Below are 15,743 nucleotides of genomic sequence, written 5' to 3'. Positions count from 1 at the left end.
TCTATTGATTCTCTCCCATTGACTGCGATCTCATGCGCCATGCATACAGAGGTTCCAACAACCACTCTAGTAGGCTTCTTTTTTCCAGTAGAATGTCGGCAGAAAACTTCATCCCAGGTCTTAGAGGTATATTGGTCTCGTATACTTTAATTTCTTGGGAATCGATTCGGGCCCTTGCTTTATAATATCCGTCTGGGCTTTCCCGGCTTGTGTCTGGCTTGCTCATCTCTGCCGAGGGTGTTGTGTTTTGCGCAATGGCACTTATGTGCCCAACGCCCAGTCCAAATTTCTGATAGGGATATGCTTCATACTGAATCAGAAATTTCTGCCCCATTTTTAGAAACCCTACTGATTTGTTCGGGACCCTCAGTTCGGCTTCTAAGACCCCCTCAACGGGTACTAAGGCTATAAGGCTTTGCCTAACGGTGACCGCTTGGCCGGGTCGTATCAGCACAGAAGAGACGACGCTATCGTTATGAGCCGTTAGGACAACTGTTGAACTGGCTTTGCTTTGGGCCTGCGATTTTTTCAGCTCTAGTATTTGTGAGTCCAGGGAAGCTTCATCAAGGCTTAATTGGTAGGAAAGTTGATTGATTGCAGACTTGTTCTTTGCGAGATCGCCTTGGAATTCCAAGATTCTCTGTTTCAGCTGGCGCCTGCTTGATTCCAGTTCAAGTATTTCTATCTTTAATTGGTCAATTCTTTTCGGAGTCACGTACCCTCTTGCAAGTAAGCGCTCATTGGCCAGCAGCTCTTCATCTTTTTTTTCAAGGATTTCCTGTTTGATTTTTACAAGGTCCTCAATGCCCGCAATCTGTTCCTCGATATTTCTCTCGATACTTCTTAGCTCTTCTTCCTTTGCATTTGCTGCTAAGGCCATGGAGATTTTACGTGACTCAGCCTTTGATATTTGCTCGCTTACCAGTGAGGATATGGCCTCTCCGGCATACCCCACTCCCTCGCTTTTAATGTCGGTGGTTATGATCGCTAGCGGATCGCCGGCTTTCACTCTGTCCCCTTCGTTAACAAGCAGTTTTTCAACTGCACCAGAACTTCTCGCAACTATGAAAGCTACTCCACCTTCAGGTACAAGTGAGCCTTCGATTTTTTCCCGTCTGGTATAAGTTCCGAAGACAAGTAAAATTATTACAGCCGACATAGTCATCACGGATATGACCAATGCCATTTTGCTAGTTGAAGATCTGGCGACGTGAATTTCGCCTTGATACGGATTTTTTTGATTTGGCGCGCGCGCGCCTTCCCTGCGTGAGCCAGTCATGCACATCCCTATGTTTGACATGTGTACGGCTACCAATCCATTGGTCCTACGAGCTCCCTGTCTTACGTGGCGACCCCAGCAACGCTCATGCCAAACCTGTCTCCGTGGTCGATATTAATCGAGGATTCCATTGAGGCGTGACGCGTGTCGCGTGTAGAGGCCCAAAATAGAGCGATATGTCATACTCATTGCCGCAAATTAGGGCATCTGTAAGCTGACTGGTAGAACAGGATATCGATCCCTGATTAAGGTTTTCTTACGTGATGATAGGATGCTTAGGGGCTAAGAGGATGGGAGGAATCTTGCAAGACGTACTTTTATGGTCCCGCTCAACAGGCACCTCGACAAGCGCAGATCAGTCCTGACCGCCACCGTGACCGGCGTACTTGCTTGTGCGCCTTCCGTCATACTCTGATTGCAGGTCGGCTCAACCACACCTGCAACCGGGTGAAACGATGCTGCGGTAAATCCCCCACGTCTCCCTCATTAGGGTCGAAGCGGAATCGGTGGCCATGAGCCGCTTGTTGGGAGAAGGCTCAATGCTCTTCATTCCTCCATGCGCTCAAGCGCTTCGTACTGTAAAAAACCGCCTGTCGGCTGCTATTCCGCACATATCGTCATCCCACCTCACTGAGTCACTCGTTTCAGCTGCTGGGTTCAGGACCAATGCGTCTCTGTGGGCATCGCTTTGGGAGCCTTGAAAGGGTCCTGCGACATGTCCGGCTCTTGAATTCCACGATAGTAAATTTCTGGAACGACTCAGCCAGTTTGGCTACGAGGACGTCGGCGAGTGGCCTGGCCTTTCACATTTTGCTGAGCAGGAGTGGCTCAGCTCGATGTATCACTCCGATCGTGCAATGTGCGCGCGAAACCTCTTAACCGCAGCGATTATTTCCGGGCTTACTCAATGTCTTCTTGGATTGATTCCTAGTGATAATTTTTGGGCAGGTGCGAAGATGGGCAAACACTCAGGCCGCCCGAAGAGCGGTATCTACCTTCATGTATGGACGCCAGACGGGATACCTGCGTTAGCCTGGGTAGAGGACAACGGAATGGATGAGCTCACCATCAAGGTGGCATGCTGGCCAAAAGGGCGATCGTATTCGCAGTTCGGGCGGGTTTGAGTCCGCTGAGGCGACCGCGATTGGTTGGCTTGAGCGCAGAAATGGCGCTTGGATCATGTACGACCACCGCGGAGTCATTGATCTTACCGTTCACCGAGCGGTGAAGAGGCAGATCGCCCAAGCGATTTCACGACAGTCGGGTTCCGAGATAAAGGAACCTTCTTATGTGATTGGCCAGCTTAAGAAAGCCGCCCTGGAGGCGGCTTTTTCCTGCCGGGTCGGTGCGTTATTGCAACCAGCGTTCTACTTTTTCAGCACCGTATTGCTCTTTCCATGCCTTCAGCACCCTGTGGTTGCCGCCTTTGGTCTCAACGACCTCGCCAGTATCCGGATTCTTATAAACCTTAACTTGACGCTGTCGGCGTTGGCCGCGTGTGTTGCGGGAAGTGGCGGCCCCGCTCTGATTCGCCTGCGGGTCCAAGAGTGAAATGATACCAGGGAGGCTGATGCCGTACTCAGCCATGAGCCCGCGGAGCTTTTCCTCAAACTCGATTTCGCGCTTCAGCTCACTGTCATTCTTCAGTTCGTCCAGCTGTTTAAGCTGTGCGGCAAGTTTAGCTTCTAGGGCTTTGAATTCAGCAAGTTTGGACATGGATGACCCTTCATCAGCGAGTGCGTTTAATGTGCTGTCATTTCATCAGATCACACTCTCGAAAGATAGCTATAAAATTCGCAAATGGTTTTTGCCAGAGAGGCTTCGCTGACAGCCTACCGTTAAGCGAAGCCTTTTGGATATCTATCGTGTGATGCTCCTATCGACCAGTAACTGTCGCGTTATGGCATGTGCGAGCATAGGATCGTTATTTCATAGCTGCCTATCACCAACAGCGGCTATTGGTCAGGTTCTTCCCTCCACCGGCGCCCACTTCTGCCTCATACATAACTTATTGAAAAGGCATGAGTAAGGCTCTGACACGGAGTTCAACCCGGTGTAGCTATTCCTTCAGACGTCGACAGCTTTCGATTGCTGGAGAGAGTGTGTCGGATGGCGTCCTACCTGAAGCTTGTAAAGATGAAATAGACCCTCCGGCATCGGCAGACCATCTTCGTAGTCTCGCCAGCGATCCTCGGTAATGAACACAAGCGCTGCTGCTTGGGCTTGGGTCTGCCTCATTTCCTCGCGCAGGGCGATAATCTCCTCAACCTTCGGTTCACGATGACTACGGCGGGGCCAAAGCCGTGGAAGGCTGCTGTTTTTATCGACAAGCCGAAGTCGAACGTCATCCCAGTCCAGCAGCAGCGCGACATCTGCGCTGGTATCCCCGACGCGTCGAGCACCAAGGCCGATGGCTGACGTTGCACCAGCTTCCTTGTATTCGCGGATTGCAAGCTCAATTGCAGACCTAGCTCGCGCTACTTGGTCTTTGGATAAATTGCGCAGAGCCAGATGCACCTCGCCTACCGCTTGCACACTTCGTCGTGCACACCGCCGAATATCGATCTTCTCAGGCTGCTCATCTAGAACTCGAGGCTTGAAATCCTTATCCGCCCTGAGAGTCACTTTATTTGCATAAAAACTGACTGTTTCGACCCAGCCGTTGGTATCTCTCGTCCCATCATCGTTCGCTGTAAAACCATGAACAGCAGTAGCCTTATGCTGAACGTGGTTCCTTAAACTGCACATAAATCGATAGTCCGAGCTTCGGGAAAATGCCTTCTTCAGCTCCGACTTAGCCACCTCGCCGAAGCTAGGGGTCAGCTCCAGGCATTTGAAGTCCTGCACTACCTGGTCGGCATAGGCTCGCATAGCCGTAAGCATATTCACGACATGGCGATTTGCTGTTTCTAGGATTTCTGCTGAGTCCACGTACCGATGTTGAGGCTCCACTTTGGCACGCAGGCAAATTTCGGTAAAAGCCAGTTCCATGGCCAGAAAATTACCAAGCAATAATTCGTAGCGTTGTTCGAAAGCCAGTGCCTCGGATAACACGCTTCGGGCATGTGCCAGCTCGTTGTAGCGCTCCTCGGAGATGCTCAGTTGCAAGCGCGAGCCAATAATGAATTGTTCAAGAATGTACTCGGCAGACAATTTCTAACACCTTCTATTCGATCTTCCGTGAAGCATAGCGTCACAGACAAATCGATGGCCAGATTCCACTCGAAGCGGCTACCTGAAGACCGGCTGCTTCTGGCCGATTGCTGTCGTCCGCGCAAAGCAGCTACCGGCGAGAGCAGCCGATTGAGGTCACTGCTTGAGCCAGGCCATGACCATTAGTGCTTTGATAGCCACGAAGCAGCTTTGCGAGCAATGTTCGCAACCTGCGCAAGCCTTTTGCACCGCTGATAAGTAGGTTCGGGATCCTCGGCTAGGTGGAAGCGAAGAGGTAGCTCTTCAATTACTCCGCGAAGCCACATTCGTTTCACCGGATCCTGCTCTTGTGCGAGCAATGCTTCAAAGTGTGCTCGTTGCTGAGCGAGCTCGGCTCTCCAGCGCGGCCGTCGGCTCTTCAGAATCAATGGTGCTATCCCATAAAAGCACGCCGCCGCAGTCATCGTGGCTACGAAGCTGGTCGACGTCAGATCACCCCGCATCCAGAGACCGAGCAAAGCTAGTGCAGGAACCATTTCAAGGGTCCTGAAATACGTGGATCTCATCGGCGGAAGACCCAGTACAGTTAAGCGATAAAACCCCATTAGCTGAACTCCTGCAGCGCTGTTAGGAAATTGGGACGCAGATTCCGCGCCCCAAGACCATTTCGCCACAGACCGTTTGCCAGTTCATCTGAAGTCCATGCATTTGCCTTCGGTCGGCCAATCCAGGCCTTTATTGCCCCTGCTTGTGAATGACAACAGCCTGGCCGTTCTGCTTCATCCTTGCTTGGCGAAGAGTTTTTCCCAGTTCCTCTGTGAGAGCTTCTTGCATGCTTCGGGGGCGCCGCCGAAGCAGCGTGAGGAGACTTGAGATAGCTTCGCCTGGGTGCTGTAGGTGATTGGAAGGCCGTTCTGGTTCAGTAGAGCTCCATGGGCTCCAATCAGCAACGCATGACCTGCGACTACGTCGTGTGCGCCAACAGGAACCAGAGATACCCCGGCGATGGCTTCGCCAGCAGCTGCAAGCGCAAGCCGGTAGGCGATGCTTGGCATAGGGACGTATGTGGCCGGGGCACAGAGCTCTGCGTTGAGCTTCGGTTTGTTCTTTGCTGCAGTACTGACCAGCACCTGGGATCCAGGGGTGAGAGTTTGGTTACTGAGGTACGGCTCAATTCTCTTGCCGTTTCTGAGTAGACCAGATAGCCCGATCCCCCATGCGATGTAGTCTGGCCCGCGGTCATCGGTTATGGGGGCGTACACCACGCCCAAAACTGGCTCTGAATTTCGAAGCAGGCCTACGGAAATTGCAGAGCCACGATTGCCACTCAAGAAATCCGCGGTCCCATCGTTTGGGTCGACCACCCAGCAGAACTCGGCGCCCGTTAAGCGGCTGTCAGTTTCCTCGCCCCAGAAGTCGCAGTTGACTATGCCAAGGAGATCGGCGCGAAGGACATGCTCAATTTCGATGTCGACATCAGCCTTGTCGCCGGCGCCACGAGGGCCATCTGGACGCTGCCACTCCGCTGCGAGAATCTCACCAGCCGCGAGAACTGAATCTATGACCTGGTCTAGGTAGTCCAAGGTGAGGCTCTCCTTGGGAGGGGATGAACACTACCAGCATATCCGCTGCTACAAAGGGTGCCCACATACCCCTACACGAGCCGGCTTAGTCCTGTTCAAGCTTCTCTGTATCTAGTGTCTGTGGACGGCGAACCTTCACTTCCATCTTGCTGAGCGCCAGAACTGCTGTGGCATCGCACCAGCCATCAGGGTTCCCAGTTGATCGATGCTCAAATACCTTGATGTTATTCGGGAGTGAGCTTTTGAATCCTGGGAAGACGCCCTTCCTGCTGGGGAGATAATCATTCAGTTCATTGAATATTTGAGTGGCCTCACTCGAGTCTGCTACCTCACAAACGAGGCCAGAGAAGCTGTCTTCTTTATAGATGCCATACTTGTCAATCCACTCGTCGCGCTGGATTTCAACAATCAGAATAAACTTCCGTTGCACTCTGACAAGAATCAGAAGAAGCCCTCTTTGACCGCCATTTCTAAGGCTTAGCCATTTTGTTATTTGGGGATCTCTAAAGTCATCTTTGAAGGCAATGCACTGAAAATCGCTGTTGGAATGTTTATCACTTGGTGGAACAAACCACCACAGATGGTCAATTTGTTGAGCGGCTTTGAGTCGCTCAAAGGACTTCCACATTTCATACAGCATTCCAGATGAATTAACGCCGAACTCTCTGTCGACTAAAACAGCTTTCCCAGTAGTGTCATTGCGCTGCCCAGCGGCATCCCCGGTACTGAAATCCTCCATTTCCAGCTCGTCTTTTTTAATCGTCTTCTGTCGACCGGTAAGCTTAGGAACCTTAATCCTATTCACTACTCGAGATTTGATGACTTCGAAGCTACTGTCCTCTACTTCCTCACGAGGATACTGGCTCCGGGGCTGGTTCAAGTCGGTCAGGACAATTGTCATTGGATCATCACGCAGAGCGATAAGGCGCTCCTGCTCAATGCGATCCTCAGGAGTTGGGGTGCGTGTGGAGTGATCGCGACGAGCTTCGATGGGGATGCCGGTTGGCTCTTCAAGACCAACAAGCTCAGTGCAATAGAAGTTCTTTTTGTCCTCAGACCAGAATCCGCGGCATTTGAGTTTGGTTTCGCTGTTAAACCATGGGGCAGCTGTGATTGGGAGCTCTTCCCCATTACGGAATCGAGTTGGGTCTAACTGAGAGAAAATGGATTTAGCTGCGTTTGCTGCGTATGTTTCATCGTTGGCGATGTGAGCTAAAAGCACGTCATCGTCTTTCACCATGTCGGAGTGAGGATAAACAATCCATTTTTCTGTTCCGGTAGGAGTTTTCCATTTTGAAATTTTCTCATTATCCGGTGTTTGTTGTGCAAATAGACGACTTTCTACCTCTGACCATTCGTAGGTTGCCAAGATTCGCGGAATTTCTGATCGCCTCGAATATCCACGAACTAAGAACTCAACACAGTTGAGAATGAGTTTTTTGCCATTTCCAAGCTTGAATACAAGCCCCCACTCATTGTCGCAGTATTTCGGTAGCAAGAATCCACTTTCATCAGAGCTCAGTTTGAGCTCGGGGATTTGCATGAAGCTCCATTTTCCAGCAGCGCGGTTGAAATTTACGTCGAACCACTCAGCGTCAGTCGCAAGCCTTTCGGAGAGAACATTGTCGACCAAGACATAGCCGGGCTGATAAAAGCAGAGGCGGCTAAGAGCAATCCTCCTTTTAACAAAAGTGCCCGTCAGTTTGTCGCCCTTCAAGCGCCTGAAGACAACATTGACCAAGGGAACTGTGTAGTCCAGGCCATTGCGCCTTAGGCTGCTGTACCACCAGACGACCCAGTCTCCCGGAGGAAGCGACAAGCTGCACTCATAAGTGCGTTGTCGAGAAGCTGAAGGCACGTAGGGAACGCGTTGGACTTTTTGTTGAGGCACTGCCCATCCTTACTGAAACGGCTTTGTGATGCAGCTCTCCGAGGATCATAAGACGGAGCGGCTCGCCGACGGAAGGTAGGGGTATGAATTTCCCGTAACAGGTAGCCAATCCCTCCGTAGCTAGGAAGCGTCAAGCGTGACCTGGACGAGATGGAGGCGAAGGCGTCGGATGCGCTGGCTCCTCCGCTTGAGGCTAGAAACGCGATGCCGAGCCCGCCGTATAAGGCTTACGACGTTTAGGGCTAGCAGTAAATTGCATCGCCAAGCTGTCTCACATTATTCGTTAATGTCTCAGCTATTTCGTTTTCTCCTAGCCTCCCCCCACCAGGGCGGGGCCGGAGGCGCTGTGGTGCGGTTGGCGGAACGGGCGCAGGGGCCAGGCATCCAGGGGCGCGTGGCTGGCCACCGAGTGGATGGCGGCGACCTCCAGTGCTTCCTGCTCCTGCAAGGGTGGCAGCAGGCCCGGCAGGCGGCTGGCGAGCAGCGTCTTGCCGGTGCCCGGCGGCCCGGAAAGCAGGAGGTTGTGAGCCCCCGCCGCCGCCACCAGCAGGGCACGCTTGGCCGCGACCTGGCCTTGCACCTCGATCAGGTCGGGGTAGGAGGCCGCCTGGTCGGGCAGGCCGGCGGAGACGAAGGGTTCGAGGGGCGCCTGCCCGTTCAGGTGCGCGGCCAGCTCCAGCAGGTGGCTGATGGCGATTACCCGCAGGCCGCTGGCGAGGCTGGCTTCCTCGGCGTTTTCCCGTGGCACCACCAGGGTGCGTCCGGCGGTGCGTGCGGCGAGCGCGGCCGGCAGCACGCCCTGGACCGGGCGCACGGCGCCGGAGAGGGCCAGCTCGCCCAGGCACTCGAGCGATTCCAGGCTGGAGGCCGGCACCTGGCCGCTGGCGGCGAGGATGCCGAGCGCGACGGCGAGGTCGAAGCGACCTCCGTCCTTGGGCAGGTCGGCTGGGGCGAGGTTGAGGGTGATGCGACGCAGCGGGAATTCGAAGCCGCTGGTGAGGATGGCGCTGCGGACGCGGTCCTTGCTCTCCTTCACAGCCGTTTCCGGCAGGCCGACCAGGGCCAGCGAGGGCAGGCCGTTGGTCAGGTGCGCCTCGACCGTGACGGCCGGCGCTTCCACGCCCACCTGGGCGCGGCTGTGAACGAGGGCCAGGGACATGATCACTCCTTGATCGCTGTCACCGGCCGCCGGGGTCATTCGGTCGGCGGCGGTGTCGGCGTGGCTTCGAGCTCGGCGACCTTGGCTTCCAGGGCCTCGAGGCGGGCGCGGGTACGGGCGAGGACGGCCATCTGGCTGTCGAATTCCTCGCGGCTGACCAGGTCGAGCTTGCTGAAGGCGCTCTGCAGCAGGGCTTTGAACTGGGTTTCGAATTCGGCGCGCGGCAGCGGGGTGTCACCGCTGAACAGGCGGGAGGCGTGGGCACCGAGGGCGTCTAGCAGGGCTTTGGGCGGCAGCATGATGGACTTCCATGGACAGGCGGTGCGCAGTCTACCACGGGCGGTGGCGGGCTGATCCGGATGGGCGGCGCACGATTTTTGAGCAACGGCCGATCCTCCGCTGCGCCAAGTTGGTGCGTGTCGTCGGTGCCGCGACGGCCGCCGAGGGGGCATACGGCCAGTATCTGCTTGAAAAGAAGCGCTTTTGACGGAGCTGGCAAGCTTTCTGCTTTAGGGCTCATGACGCATGCACCGATGCAGTACCGGTGTGTCGGGCGAGGCGGGGGAGTGTTTCGCCGGAAGCGGTTGGTTTGCGTTCGAAGTGGCCGAGCCAGGGCGGTTCGACGCGTTACAAAGCCAGACACTGCGCTTAGACTTGAGCCGGGTTCGTTTTTCCTGGGGCAAGTCCACCAATACGGGAGAGAGTTTCATGAAGCTAGTCACTGCCATCATCAAGCCGTTCAAACTCGATGACGTGCGCGAGTCGCTGTCCGAGATCGGCGTGCAGGGCATCACCGTTACCGAGGTCAAGGGCTTCGGTCGCCAGAAGGGTCACACCGAACTGTACCGTGGCGCGGAATACGTGGTCGATTTCCTGCCCAAGGTGAAGATCGATGTCGCCATCGCCGACGATCAGCTGGACCGCGTGATCGAGGCCATCACCAAGGCAGCCAACACCGGCAAGATCGGTGACGGCAAGATCTTCGTCGTCAATCTGGAACAGGCCATCCGTATCCGTACCGGCGAAACCGGCACAGACGCGATCTAAGCCTCCGAACCCCAACGCCCCAGGAGAAAACAACATGACTCTGCGTAAAGCCGCAGGGCTAGGAGCCCTTTTGTCCCTCGTCACCCCCGGCCTGGCCATGGCCGCCGACGAGGTCGTGCTGAACAGTGGTGATACCGCGTGGATGCTGACCGCGACCGCGCTGGTGCTGTTCATGACCATCCCCGGCCTGGCGCTGTTCTACGGCGGCATGGTGCGTTCCAAGAACATCCTCTCGGTAATGATGCAGTGCTTCGCCATCACCGGCCTGATCAGCATCCTCTGGGTCATCTACGGCTACAGCCTGGCCTTCGACACCACCGGGATGGAACAGGGCGTCGTCAACTTCAACTCCTTCGTCGGTGGCTTCGGCAAGGCCTTCCTGTCCGGCCTGACCGTCGACAGCCTGACCTCCGCCTTCCCTGAAAGCGTGTTCATCACCTTCCAGATGACCTTCGCCATCATCACCCCGGCCCTGATCGTCGGTGCCTTCGCCGAGCGCATGAAGTTCTCCGCGATGCTGATCTTCATGGCCATCTGGTTCACCCTGGTATACGCGCCGATCGCCCACATGGTGTGGAGCGGCAACGGTGGCCTGATGTGGGACTGGGGCGTACTGGACTTCGCGGGCGGTACCGTGGTGCACATCAACGCCGGTGTCGCCGGCCTGGTGGCCTGCCTGGTCCTGGGCAAGCGCAAGGGCTACCCGACCACCCCGATGGCCCCGCACAACCTGGGCTACACCCTGGTCGGCGCCGCCATGCTGTGGATCGGCTGGTTCGGCTTCAACGCCGGCTCCGCGGTCGCCGCCAACGGCACGGCCGGCATGGCCATGCTGGTGACCCAGATCGCCACCGCCGCCGCCGCCCTGGGCTGGATGTTCGCCGAGTGGCTGACCCACGGTAAGCCGAGTGCCCTGGGCATCGCTTCCGGCGTGGTCGCAGGCCTGGTCGCCATCACCCCGGCCGCCGGTACCGTCGGCCCGATGGGCGCCCTGATCATCGGCCTGGCCGCTGGCGTCCTGTGCTTCTTCAGCGCCACCAGCCTGAAGCGCAAGCTGGGCTACGACGACTCCCTGGACGCCTTCGGCGTGCACGGCATCGGCGGCATCATCGGCGCGCTGCTGACCGGTGTGTTCGCGGCCCCGGCCCTGGGTGGCTTCGGCACCGTCGAAGACATCGCCAGCCAGGTGTTCATCCAGTTCAAGGGTGTTGCCTTCACCGTGATCTACACCGCCGTCGTGACCTTCGTGATCCTCAAGGTCCTGGACCTGGTGATCGGCCTGCGTGTAAGCGAAGAGGAAGAGACCGTAGGCCTCGACCTGGCGCAGCACAACGAGCGCGGCTACAACCTGTAAGCGACAGGGCCCGGCCCAGGTGCCGGGCCGTTCCACGGCGGCCCGGTGCCGCCGGACCTGGGGCCCTGGCTCGCTCGAGGTTGCCGTCGCCACGCGGCGTCGGCAGAGATTGCAACACGAGCCACGAAGGGCGCCCGCAAGGCGCCCTTTGCTTTTTCTGGAGCCGCGCTAGAATGCGCGCCGGACGACTTCGCAGCGGGAGACGCGCATGTGGCAGCAGACACTGATCACCCTTGGCGCGCGACCGCGGGGCTTTCATCTGGTGACCGATGAACTGCTGGCGAACTTGCCGGAACTGCGACGCTGTCGTGTCGGTCTGTTGCACCTGTGGCTGCAGCACACATCGGCATCATTGACCGTCAATGAGAATGCCGACCCCTCCGTGAGGCGCGATTTCGAGCGATTCTTCAATCGCCTCGTGCCCCAGGGGGAAGGCGGCTACGAACATGACTACGAAGGCCCGGATGACCTGCCGGCGCATTTCAAGTCGAGCCTGCTGGGCTGCCAGCTGACGCTGCCGATACAGGAAGGGCGGCTCGCGCTGGGGACCTGGCAGGGCATCTACCTGGGGGAACATCGCGATCATGGCGGTGCACGCCGGGTAGTCGCCACGCTCAATGGCGAGGCGATCTGATTTTTTTCCAGTGGCGTTAGCGCGCTGGCGCGGCTGGGCTATAACTAACCTGCTTTGGCAAGACAAGAGGTAGAACATGAGCGACGAAGATCTGGAACAAGACGAGCTCGAGGCATCCGACGAGGATGAGGGCGAGGAGCTCGCCGCAGCCGAAGACAGCGACGACGGCGACAGCGAAAGCGACAGTGAATCCCCCGCGCCTGCCGGCAAGAGCAAGAAGGCGGCGGTAGAGGTCGAGGAACTGCCGAGCATCGAAGCCAAGCAGAAGGAGCGCGACGCGCTCGCACGGGCCATGGAGGAATTCCTGGCGCGTGGCGGCAAGGTGCAGGAGGTCGAGCCCAACGTGGTCGCCGACCCGCCGAAGAAGCCCGACAGCAAGTACGGCAGCCGTCCCATCTGAGGTTCGTCGCCCCATGAAGAAGCCCGCGTTCAGCGGGCTTTTTCATGGGCGCGGAGTACTCAGCCCGGGGTGTTCCAGCGGCCCAGCAGGGCCGGCAGTTCCGCCAGGCTGCGAACCTCCGCGTCAGGATCGGTCTCGCCCTCCCAGGGCTTGCCCTGCGGGTTGAACCAGATGGCGCGCATCCCGGCGTTGCGTGCGCCGTGGATGTCGTCGCTGGGGTGGTCGCCGATGTGGACCGCCCTCTCGGCCGCGACCCCGGCGCGCTTCAAGGCTTCCTCGAAGGGGTGCGGGTCGGGCTTGCCGACGCCCAGCTCCTCGGCACACAGGGCGAACTGGAAGTAGTCGGCCAGCCCCAGGCGACGCACATCGGCGTTGCCGTTGGTGATCACCGCCAGGCGATAGCGGTTGGCGAGTATCTCCAGGGTCGGGTGCACCTCGGGGAACAGGTCGATGCGGTGACGTGCCTCGAGGAAGACCTCGAAGCCACGGCTGGCCAGGGCGCTTGCCTCGTCACGGGGATAGCCGGCCTCTTCCAGTGCGTGGAAGAGGATGCGTCGGCGCAGTTCGCTGAGGCGGTGCTTGAGCCCGGGCTCGTCCGCCAGCAACCGCGCGCGGATCGCCCACAGGTGCTCGATGGGCACCGGGCCCAGCTTCGGTGCCTGCAGCGCCAGCCACTCGCGCAGCGTCGCCTCGGCGCCGTGCATCACGGTGGCGACGTCCCACAGGGTGTCGTCGAGGTCGAAGGTGATCAGCTGGATGCTCATTCGTCGCTCGCCTTGTTGCGCTTGGCCCGGGGATGGGCCTTGTCATAGACCGCCGCGAGGTGCTGGAAGTCCAGGTGGGTGTAGATCTGCGTGGTGGAGATGTCCGCGTGGCCGAGCAGTTCCTGCACGGCGCGCAGGTCCTGGGACGACTCCAGCATGTGGCTGGCGAAGGAGTGGCGCAGCATGTGCGGATGCAGGTGCTGGCCCAGCTCGCGTACACCGGCGGCGCGCACGCGCAGCTGGATGGCACGCGGCCCCAGGCGGCGCCCGGTGCGGCCGATGAATACGGCGCCGTCCTGCGGGTTGGCCAGGGCGCGCAGCGGCAGCCAGTGCTCCAGCGCCTGCCGGGCCATGCGCCCGACCGGCAGCTCGCGCACCTTGTTGCCCTTGCCGTGCACGCGCACGCTGCCGTCGGCCAGGTCGAGGCCGTCGAGGTTCAGGCCCACCAGCTCGGACAAGCGCAGGCCCGAGGAATAGAACAGCTCGAGGATCGCCTGGTCGCGGCGGGCGATGAAGTCGTCTTCGACCGCGCCGTCCAGCAATTGCTGGGCGCGGTCGGCGTCGAGGGTCTTGGGCAGGCGGCGCTCGCCCTTGGGCGCGCTGAGTCCGCTGGCCGGGTCGTGACGGCAGCGCCCTTCGCGTACCAGGTAGCGGTAGAGCCCCCGTACCGCGGAGAGCAGTCGCGCCAGGCTGCGGCTCGACTGCCCCTGCTGGTGCAGCCGGGCGACCATGCTGCGCAGGGTGCGCGGGTCGAGCGCGGACCAGTCGGCGACGGCGAAGGCCTCGCACAGGGCGACGACCTTGCCCAGGTCGCGGCGGTAGCCGTCGAGGGTATGGGGGGAAACCTGGCGCTCGCTGCGCAGGTGTTCGATGTAGCGGTCCAGATCGGCGTTCATCCGTCTACTCCTGCCGCTGTGCCGTTGCCCGCCGCCTACCTCACCGAACGCAGCGGGGAGGCGAAGAGGGGCAGCACGCGGGCCAGGACCTCGGCGATGTAGCCGAGGAACAGGGTGCCCAGCGAGCTCTTGTAGTGCTGCGGATCATGGCTGCCGATGGCCAGGATGCCGTGCTGGCCCTGGTGGTTGAGGGAGACCACGGCGGCGGAGCCGACCTTGGCGCCCTCTTCCTTGCCGAAGAGGAATTCCAGCTCATGGGCACGCAGTACGCCGCAGATGGTCTTGCCGGCGACCAGCAGGCCGCCGACGGCCTGTTGCGCTTCCACGCTGGTGACGCTGCGGCCTACCGGCAGGGTGCTGTCGCTGAACAGGATGAGGCTGACGAAGGGCACCTGGAACTCATGGCGCAGGCTGTCTTCCACCGCGCTGACCACCTCTTCCAGGGTGCCGGCGTCGAGCAGGTCGAGCACCAGGCGGCGGGTCTTGTCGAACAGCCGGTCGTTGTCCCGGGCGACGTCCATCAGCTGCGAGAGCCGATGGCGCATCTCGATGTTGCGCTCGCGCAGCAGCTTGACCTGGCGCTCCACCAGGGAGACGGCCTCGCCCGGCAGGTGCGGGATGCGCAGTTCGGGGATCAGCTCCTCGTGGTCGACGAAGAACTCCGGGTGGTGCCGCAGGTAGGCGGCGACCGTCTCGGCCTCGAGGTGCTGAGGCGGTTCCTGGTGCTTGTCACTCATGCTCGCTGCTCGCTCATAGGCGGACCTGCCCTTCGTACACGCGTACGGCGGGTCCGGTCATCATCACGGACTGGTCGGGGCCGGCCCATTCGATGGACAGCTTGCCACCCGGCAGCTCCAGTTGCACGGGCGAGTCCATCCAGCCTTGGCGGATGGCGGCGACCGCGGCGGCGCAGGCGCCGGTGCCACAGGCCTGGGTTTCCCCCGCACCACGCTCCCACACGCGCAGGCGCGCCTGGTGGCGATCGATCACCTGGAGGAAGCCGACGTTGACCCGTTGCGGGAAGCGCGGGTGGTGTTCGATCTTCGGGCCCAGCTCGTGGACCGGTGCCTTGTCGATATCCTCGACCCGCAGCACCGCATGGGGGTTGCCCATGGACAGGGCGGCCAGCTCGACCTGGCGACCGTCGACCTCGACGGCATAGCTCAGCGCCTCGGCGTCGGCGACGAAGGGGATCTGCTGGGGCGCCAGGCGGGGCGGGCCCATGTCGACGCGGACCTGGCCATCGGCGCGCACGTCCAGCTCGATGATCCCGCTCCTGGTCTCGACGCGGATCTGCTTCTTCACCGTCAGGCGCTTGTCCAGCACGAAGCGGGCGAAGCAGCGGGCGCCGTTGCCGCACTGTTCGACCTCCGAGCCATCGGCATTGAAGATGCGGTAGCGGAAGTCGACGTCCGGGTTGGTCGGCGCCTCGACGATCAGCAGCTGGTCGAAACCGATGCCGGTGTTGCGGTCGCCCCATTGCTTGGCGTGCTTGGGCTGGATGTGCGCGTGCTGGCTGACCAGGTCGAGGACCATGAAGTCATTGCCCAGGCCGTGCATCTTGGTGAAACGCAGCAGCATGG

The 15,743-nt window shown here is 59.2% G+C and carries 14 protein-coding genes and 1 pseudogene; 4 read left to right on the top strand and 11 right to left on the bottom strand.

The genetic code is table 11. The features are described 5' to 3' along the window. Nucleotide 1: 1 nt before the first annotated feature. The 7 genes and pseudogenes from DMX10_RS11515 to DMX10_RS11485 all read right to left on the bottom strand — a co-directional run bounded on the left by DMX10_RS11515 (nucleotide 2) and on the right by DMX10_RS11485 (nucleotide 9,364). A complete protein-coding gene (locus tag DMX10_RS11515; protein WP_228723661.1) occupies nucleotides 2–1,165 on the bottom strand; it encodes an HlyD family secretion protein in 1,164 nt (387 codons plus the stop codon). Between the two features lie 1,464 nt (nucleotides 1,166–2,629). Next, a complete protein-coding gene (locus DMX10_RS11510) occupies nucleotides 2,630–2,995 on the bottom strand; it encodes a histone-like nucleoid-structuring protein, MvaT/MvaU family (protein WP_111261188.1) in 366 nt (121 codons plus the stop codon). Nucleotides 2,996–3,346: 351 nt separating this feature from the next. Next, a complete protein-coding gene (locus tag DMX10_RS32410; protein ID WP_146603001.1) occupies nucleotides 3,347–4,432 on the bottom strand; it encodes a hypothetical protein in 1,086 nt (361 codons plus the stop codon). Nucleotides 4,433–5,211: 779 nt separating this feature from the next. Next, entirely contained in the window at nucleotides 5,212–6,015 is an 804-nt protein-coding gene (locus DMX10_RS11500; protein ID WP_111261186.1) for an inositol monophosphatase family protein, read from the bottom strand. Nucleotides 6,016–6,100: 85 nt separating this feature from the next. Beyond that, on the bottom strand, nucleotides 6,101–7,906 hold the full coding sequence (locus DMX10_RS32405) for a hypothetical protein (protein WP_146603000.1): 1,806 nt from the start codon (nucleotides 7,904–7,906) through the stop codon (nucleotides 6,101–6,103). A gap of 313 nt (nucleotides 7,907–8,219) precedes the next feature. Further along, nucleotides 8,220–9,065: pseudogene (locus tag DMX10_RS11490) on the bottom strand (YifB family Mg chelatase-like AAA ATPase); the annotation flags it as partial. Between the two features lie 35 nt (nucleotides 9,066–9,100). After that, complete coding sequence (locus DMX10_RS11485; RefSeq protein WP_111261184.1) at nucleotides 9,101–9,364, bottom strand: accessory factor UbiK family protein; 264 nt, start codon at nucleotides 9,362–9,364, stop codon at nucleotides 9,101–9,103. A 409-nt stretch (nucleotides 9,365–9,773) separates the two neighbouring features. On the opposite strand from DMX10_RS11485, the gene glnK reads away from it, so the two are divergent. The 4 genes from glnK (at nucleotide 9,774) to sutA (ending at nucleotide 12,500) form a co-directional block, all read left to right on the top strand. After that, nucleotides 9,774–10,112 (top strand): P-II family nitrogen regulator, encoded by a 339-nt coding sequence (gene glnK / locus DMX10_RS11480; RefSeq protein ID WP_003457590.1) that lies wholly within the window; start codon nucleotides 9,774–9,776, stop codon nucleotides 10,110–10,112. Between the two features lie 34 nt (nucleotides 10,113–10,146). After that, a complete protein-coding gene (locus DMX10_RS11475; RefSeq protein ID WP_111261183.1) occupies nucleotides 10,147–11,466 on the top strand; it encodes an ammonium transporter in 1,320 nt (439 codons plus the stop codon). Between the two features lie 208 nt (nucleotides 11,467–11,674). After that, the gene (locus tag DMX10_RS11470; RefSeq protein WP_111261182.1) at nucleotides 11,675–12,100 is read left to right on the top strand and encodes a secondary thiamine-phosphate synthase enzyme YjbQ; all 426 of its coding nucleotides are present in this window, start codon (nucleotides 11,675–11,677) and stop codon (nucleotides 12,098–12,100) included. Between the two features lie 76 nt (nucleotides 12,101–12,176). Beyond that, on the top strand, nucleotides 12,177–12,500 hold the full coding sequence (sutA, locus tag DMX10_RS11465; protein ID WP_111261181.1) for a transcriptional regulator SutA: 324 nt from the start codon (nucleotides 12,177–12,179) through the stop codon (nucleotides 12,498–12,500). A gap of 59 nt (nucleotides 12,501–12,559) precedes the next feature. On the opposite strand, the gene DMX10_RS11460 is transcribed toward sutA, so the two are convergent. Genes DMX10_RS11460 through dapF form a run of 4 tightly spaced genes read right to left on the bottom strand, consistent with a single transcriptional unit; the run spans nucleotide 12,560 to nucleotide 15,741 of the window. Then, nucleotides 12,560–13,264, bottom strand: a complete 705-nt coding sequence (locus tag DMX10_RS11460; protein WP_111261180.1) for an HAD family hydrolase — start codon at nucleotides 13,262–13,264, stop codon at nucleotides 12,560–12,562. After that, entirely contained in the window at nucleotides 13,261–14,160 is a 900-nt protein-coding gene (xerC, locus tag DMX10_RS11455; protein ID WP_111261179.1) for a tyrosine recombinase XerC, read from the bottom strand. The genes DMX10_RS11460 and xerC overlap by 4 nt, the downstream gene beginning before the upstream one ends. A gap of 35 nt (nucleotides 14,161–14,195) precedes the next feature. Beyond that, nucleotides 14,196–14,897, bottom strand: coding sequence for a DUF484 family protein (locus tag DMX10_RS11450; protein ID WP_111261178.1), 702 nt, complete (start codon nucleotides 14,895–14,897; stop codon nucleotides 14,196–14,198). A 13-nt stretch (nucleotides 14,898–14,910) separates the two neighbouring features. Then, complete coding sequence (dapF, locus tag DMX10_RS11445; RefSeq protein WP_111261177.1) at nucleotides 14,911–15,741, bottom strand: diaminopimelate epimerase; 831 nt, start codon at nucleotides 15,739–15,741, stop codon at nucleotides 14,911–14,913. Between the last annotated feature and the right edge of the window lie 2 nt (nucleotides 15,742–15,743).

This window comes from Pseudomonas sp. 57B-090624, assembly GCF_003234055.1.
GTDB lineage: Bacteria > Pseudomonadota > Gammaproteobacteria > Pseudomonadales > Pseudomonadaceae > Metapseudomonas > Metapseudomonas tohonis.
Note: the sequence above shows the minus strand (reverse complement) of the source record. Positions and strands in the feature narration are given on the sequence as shown.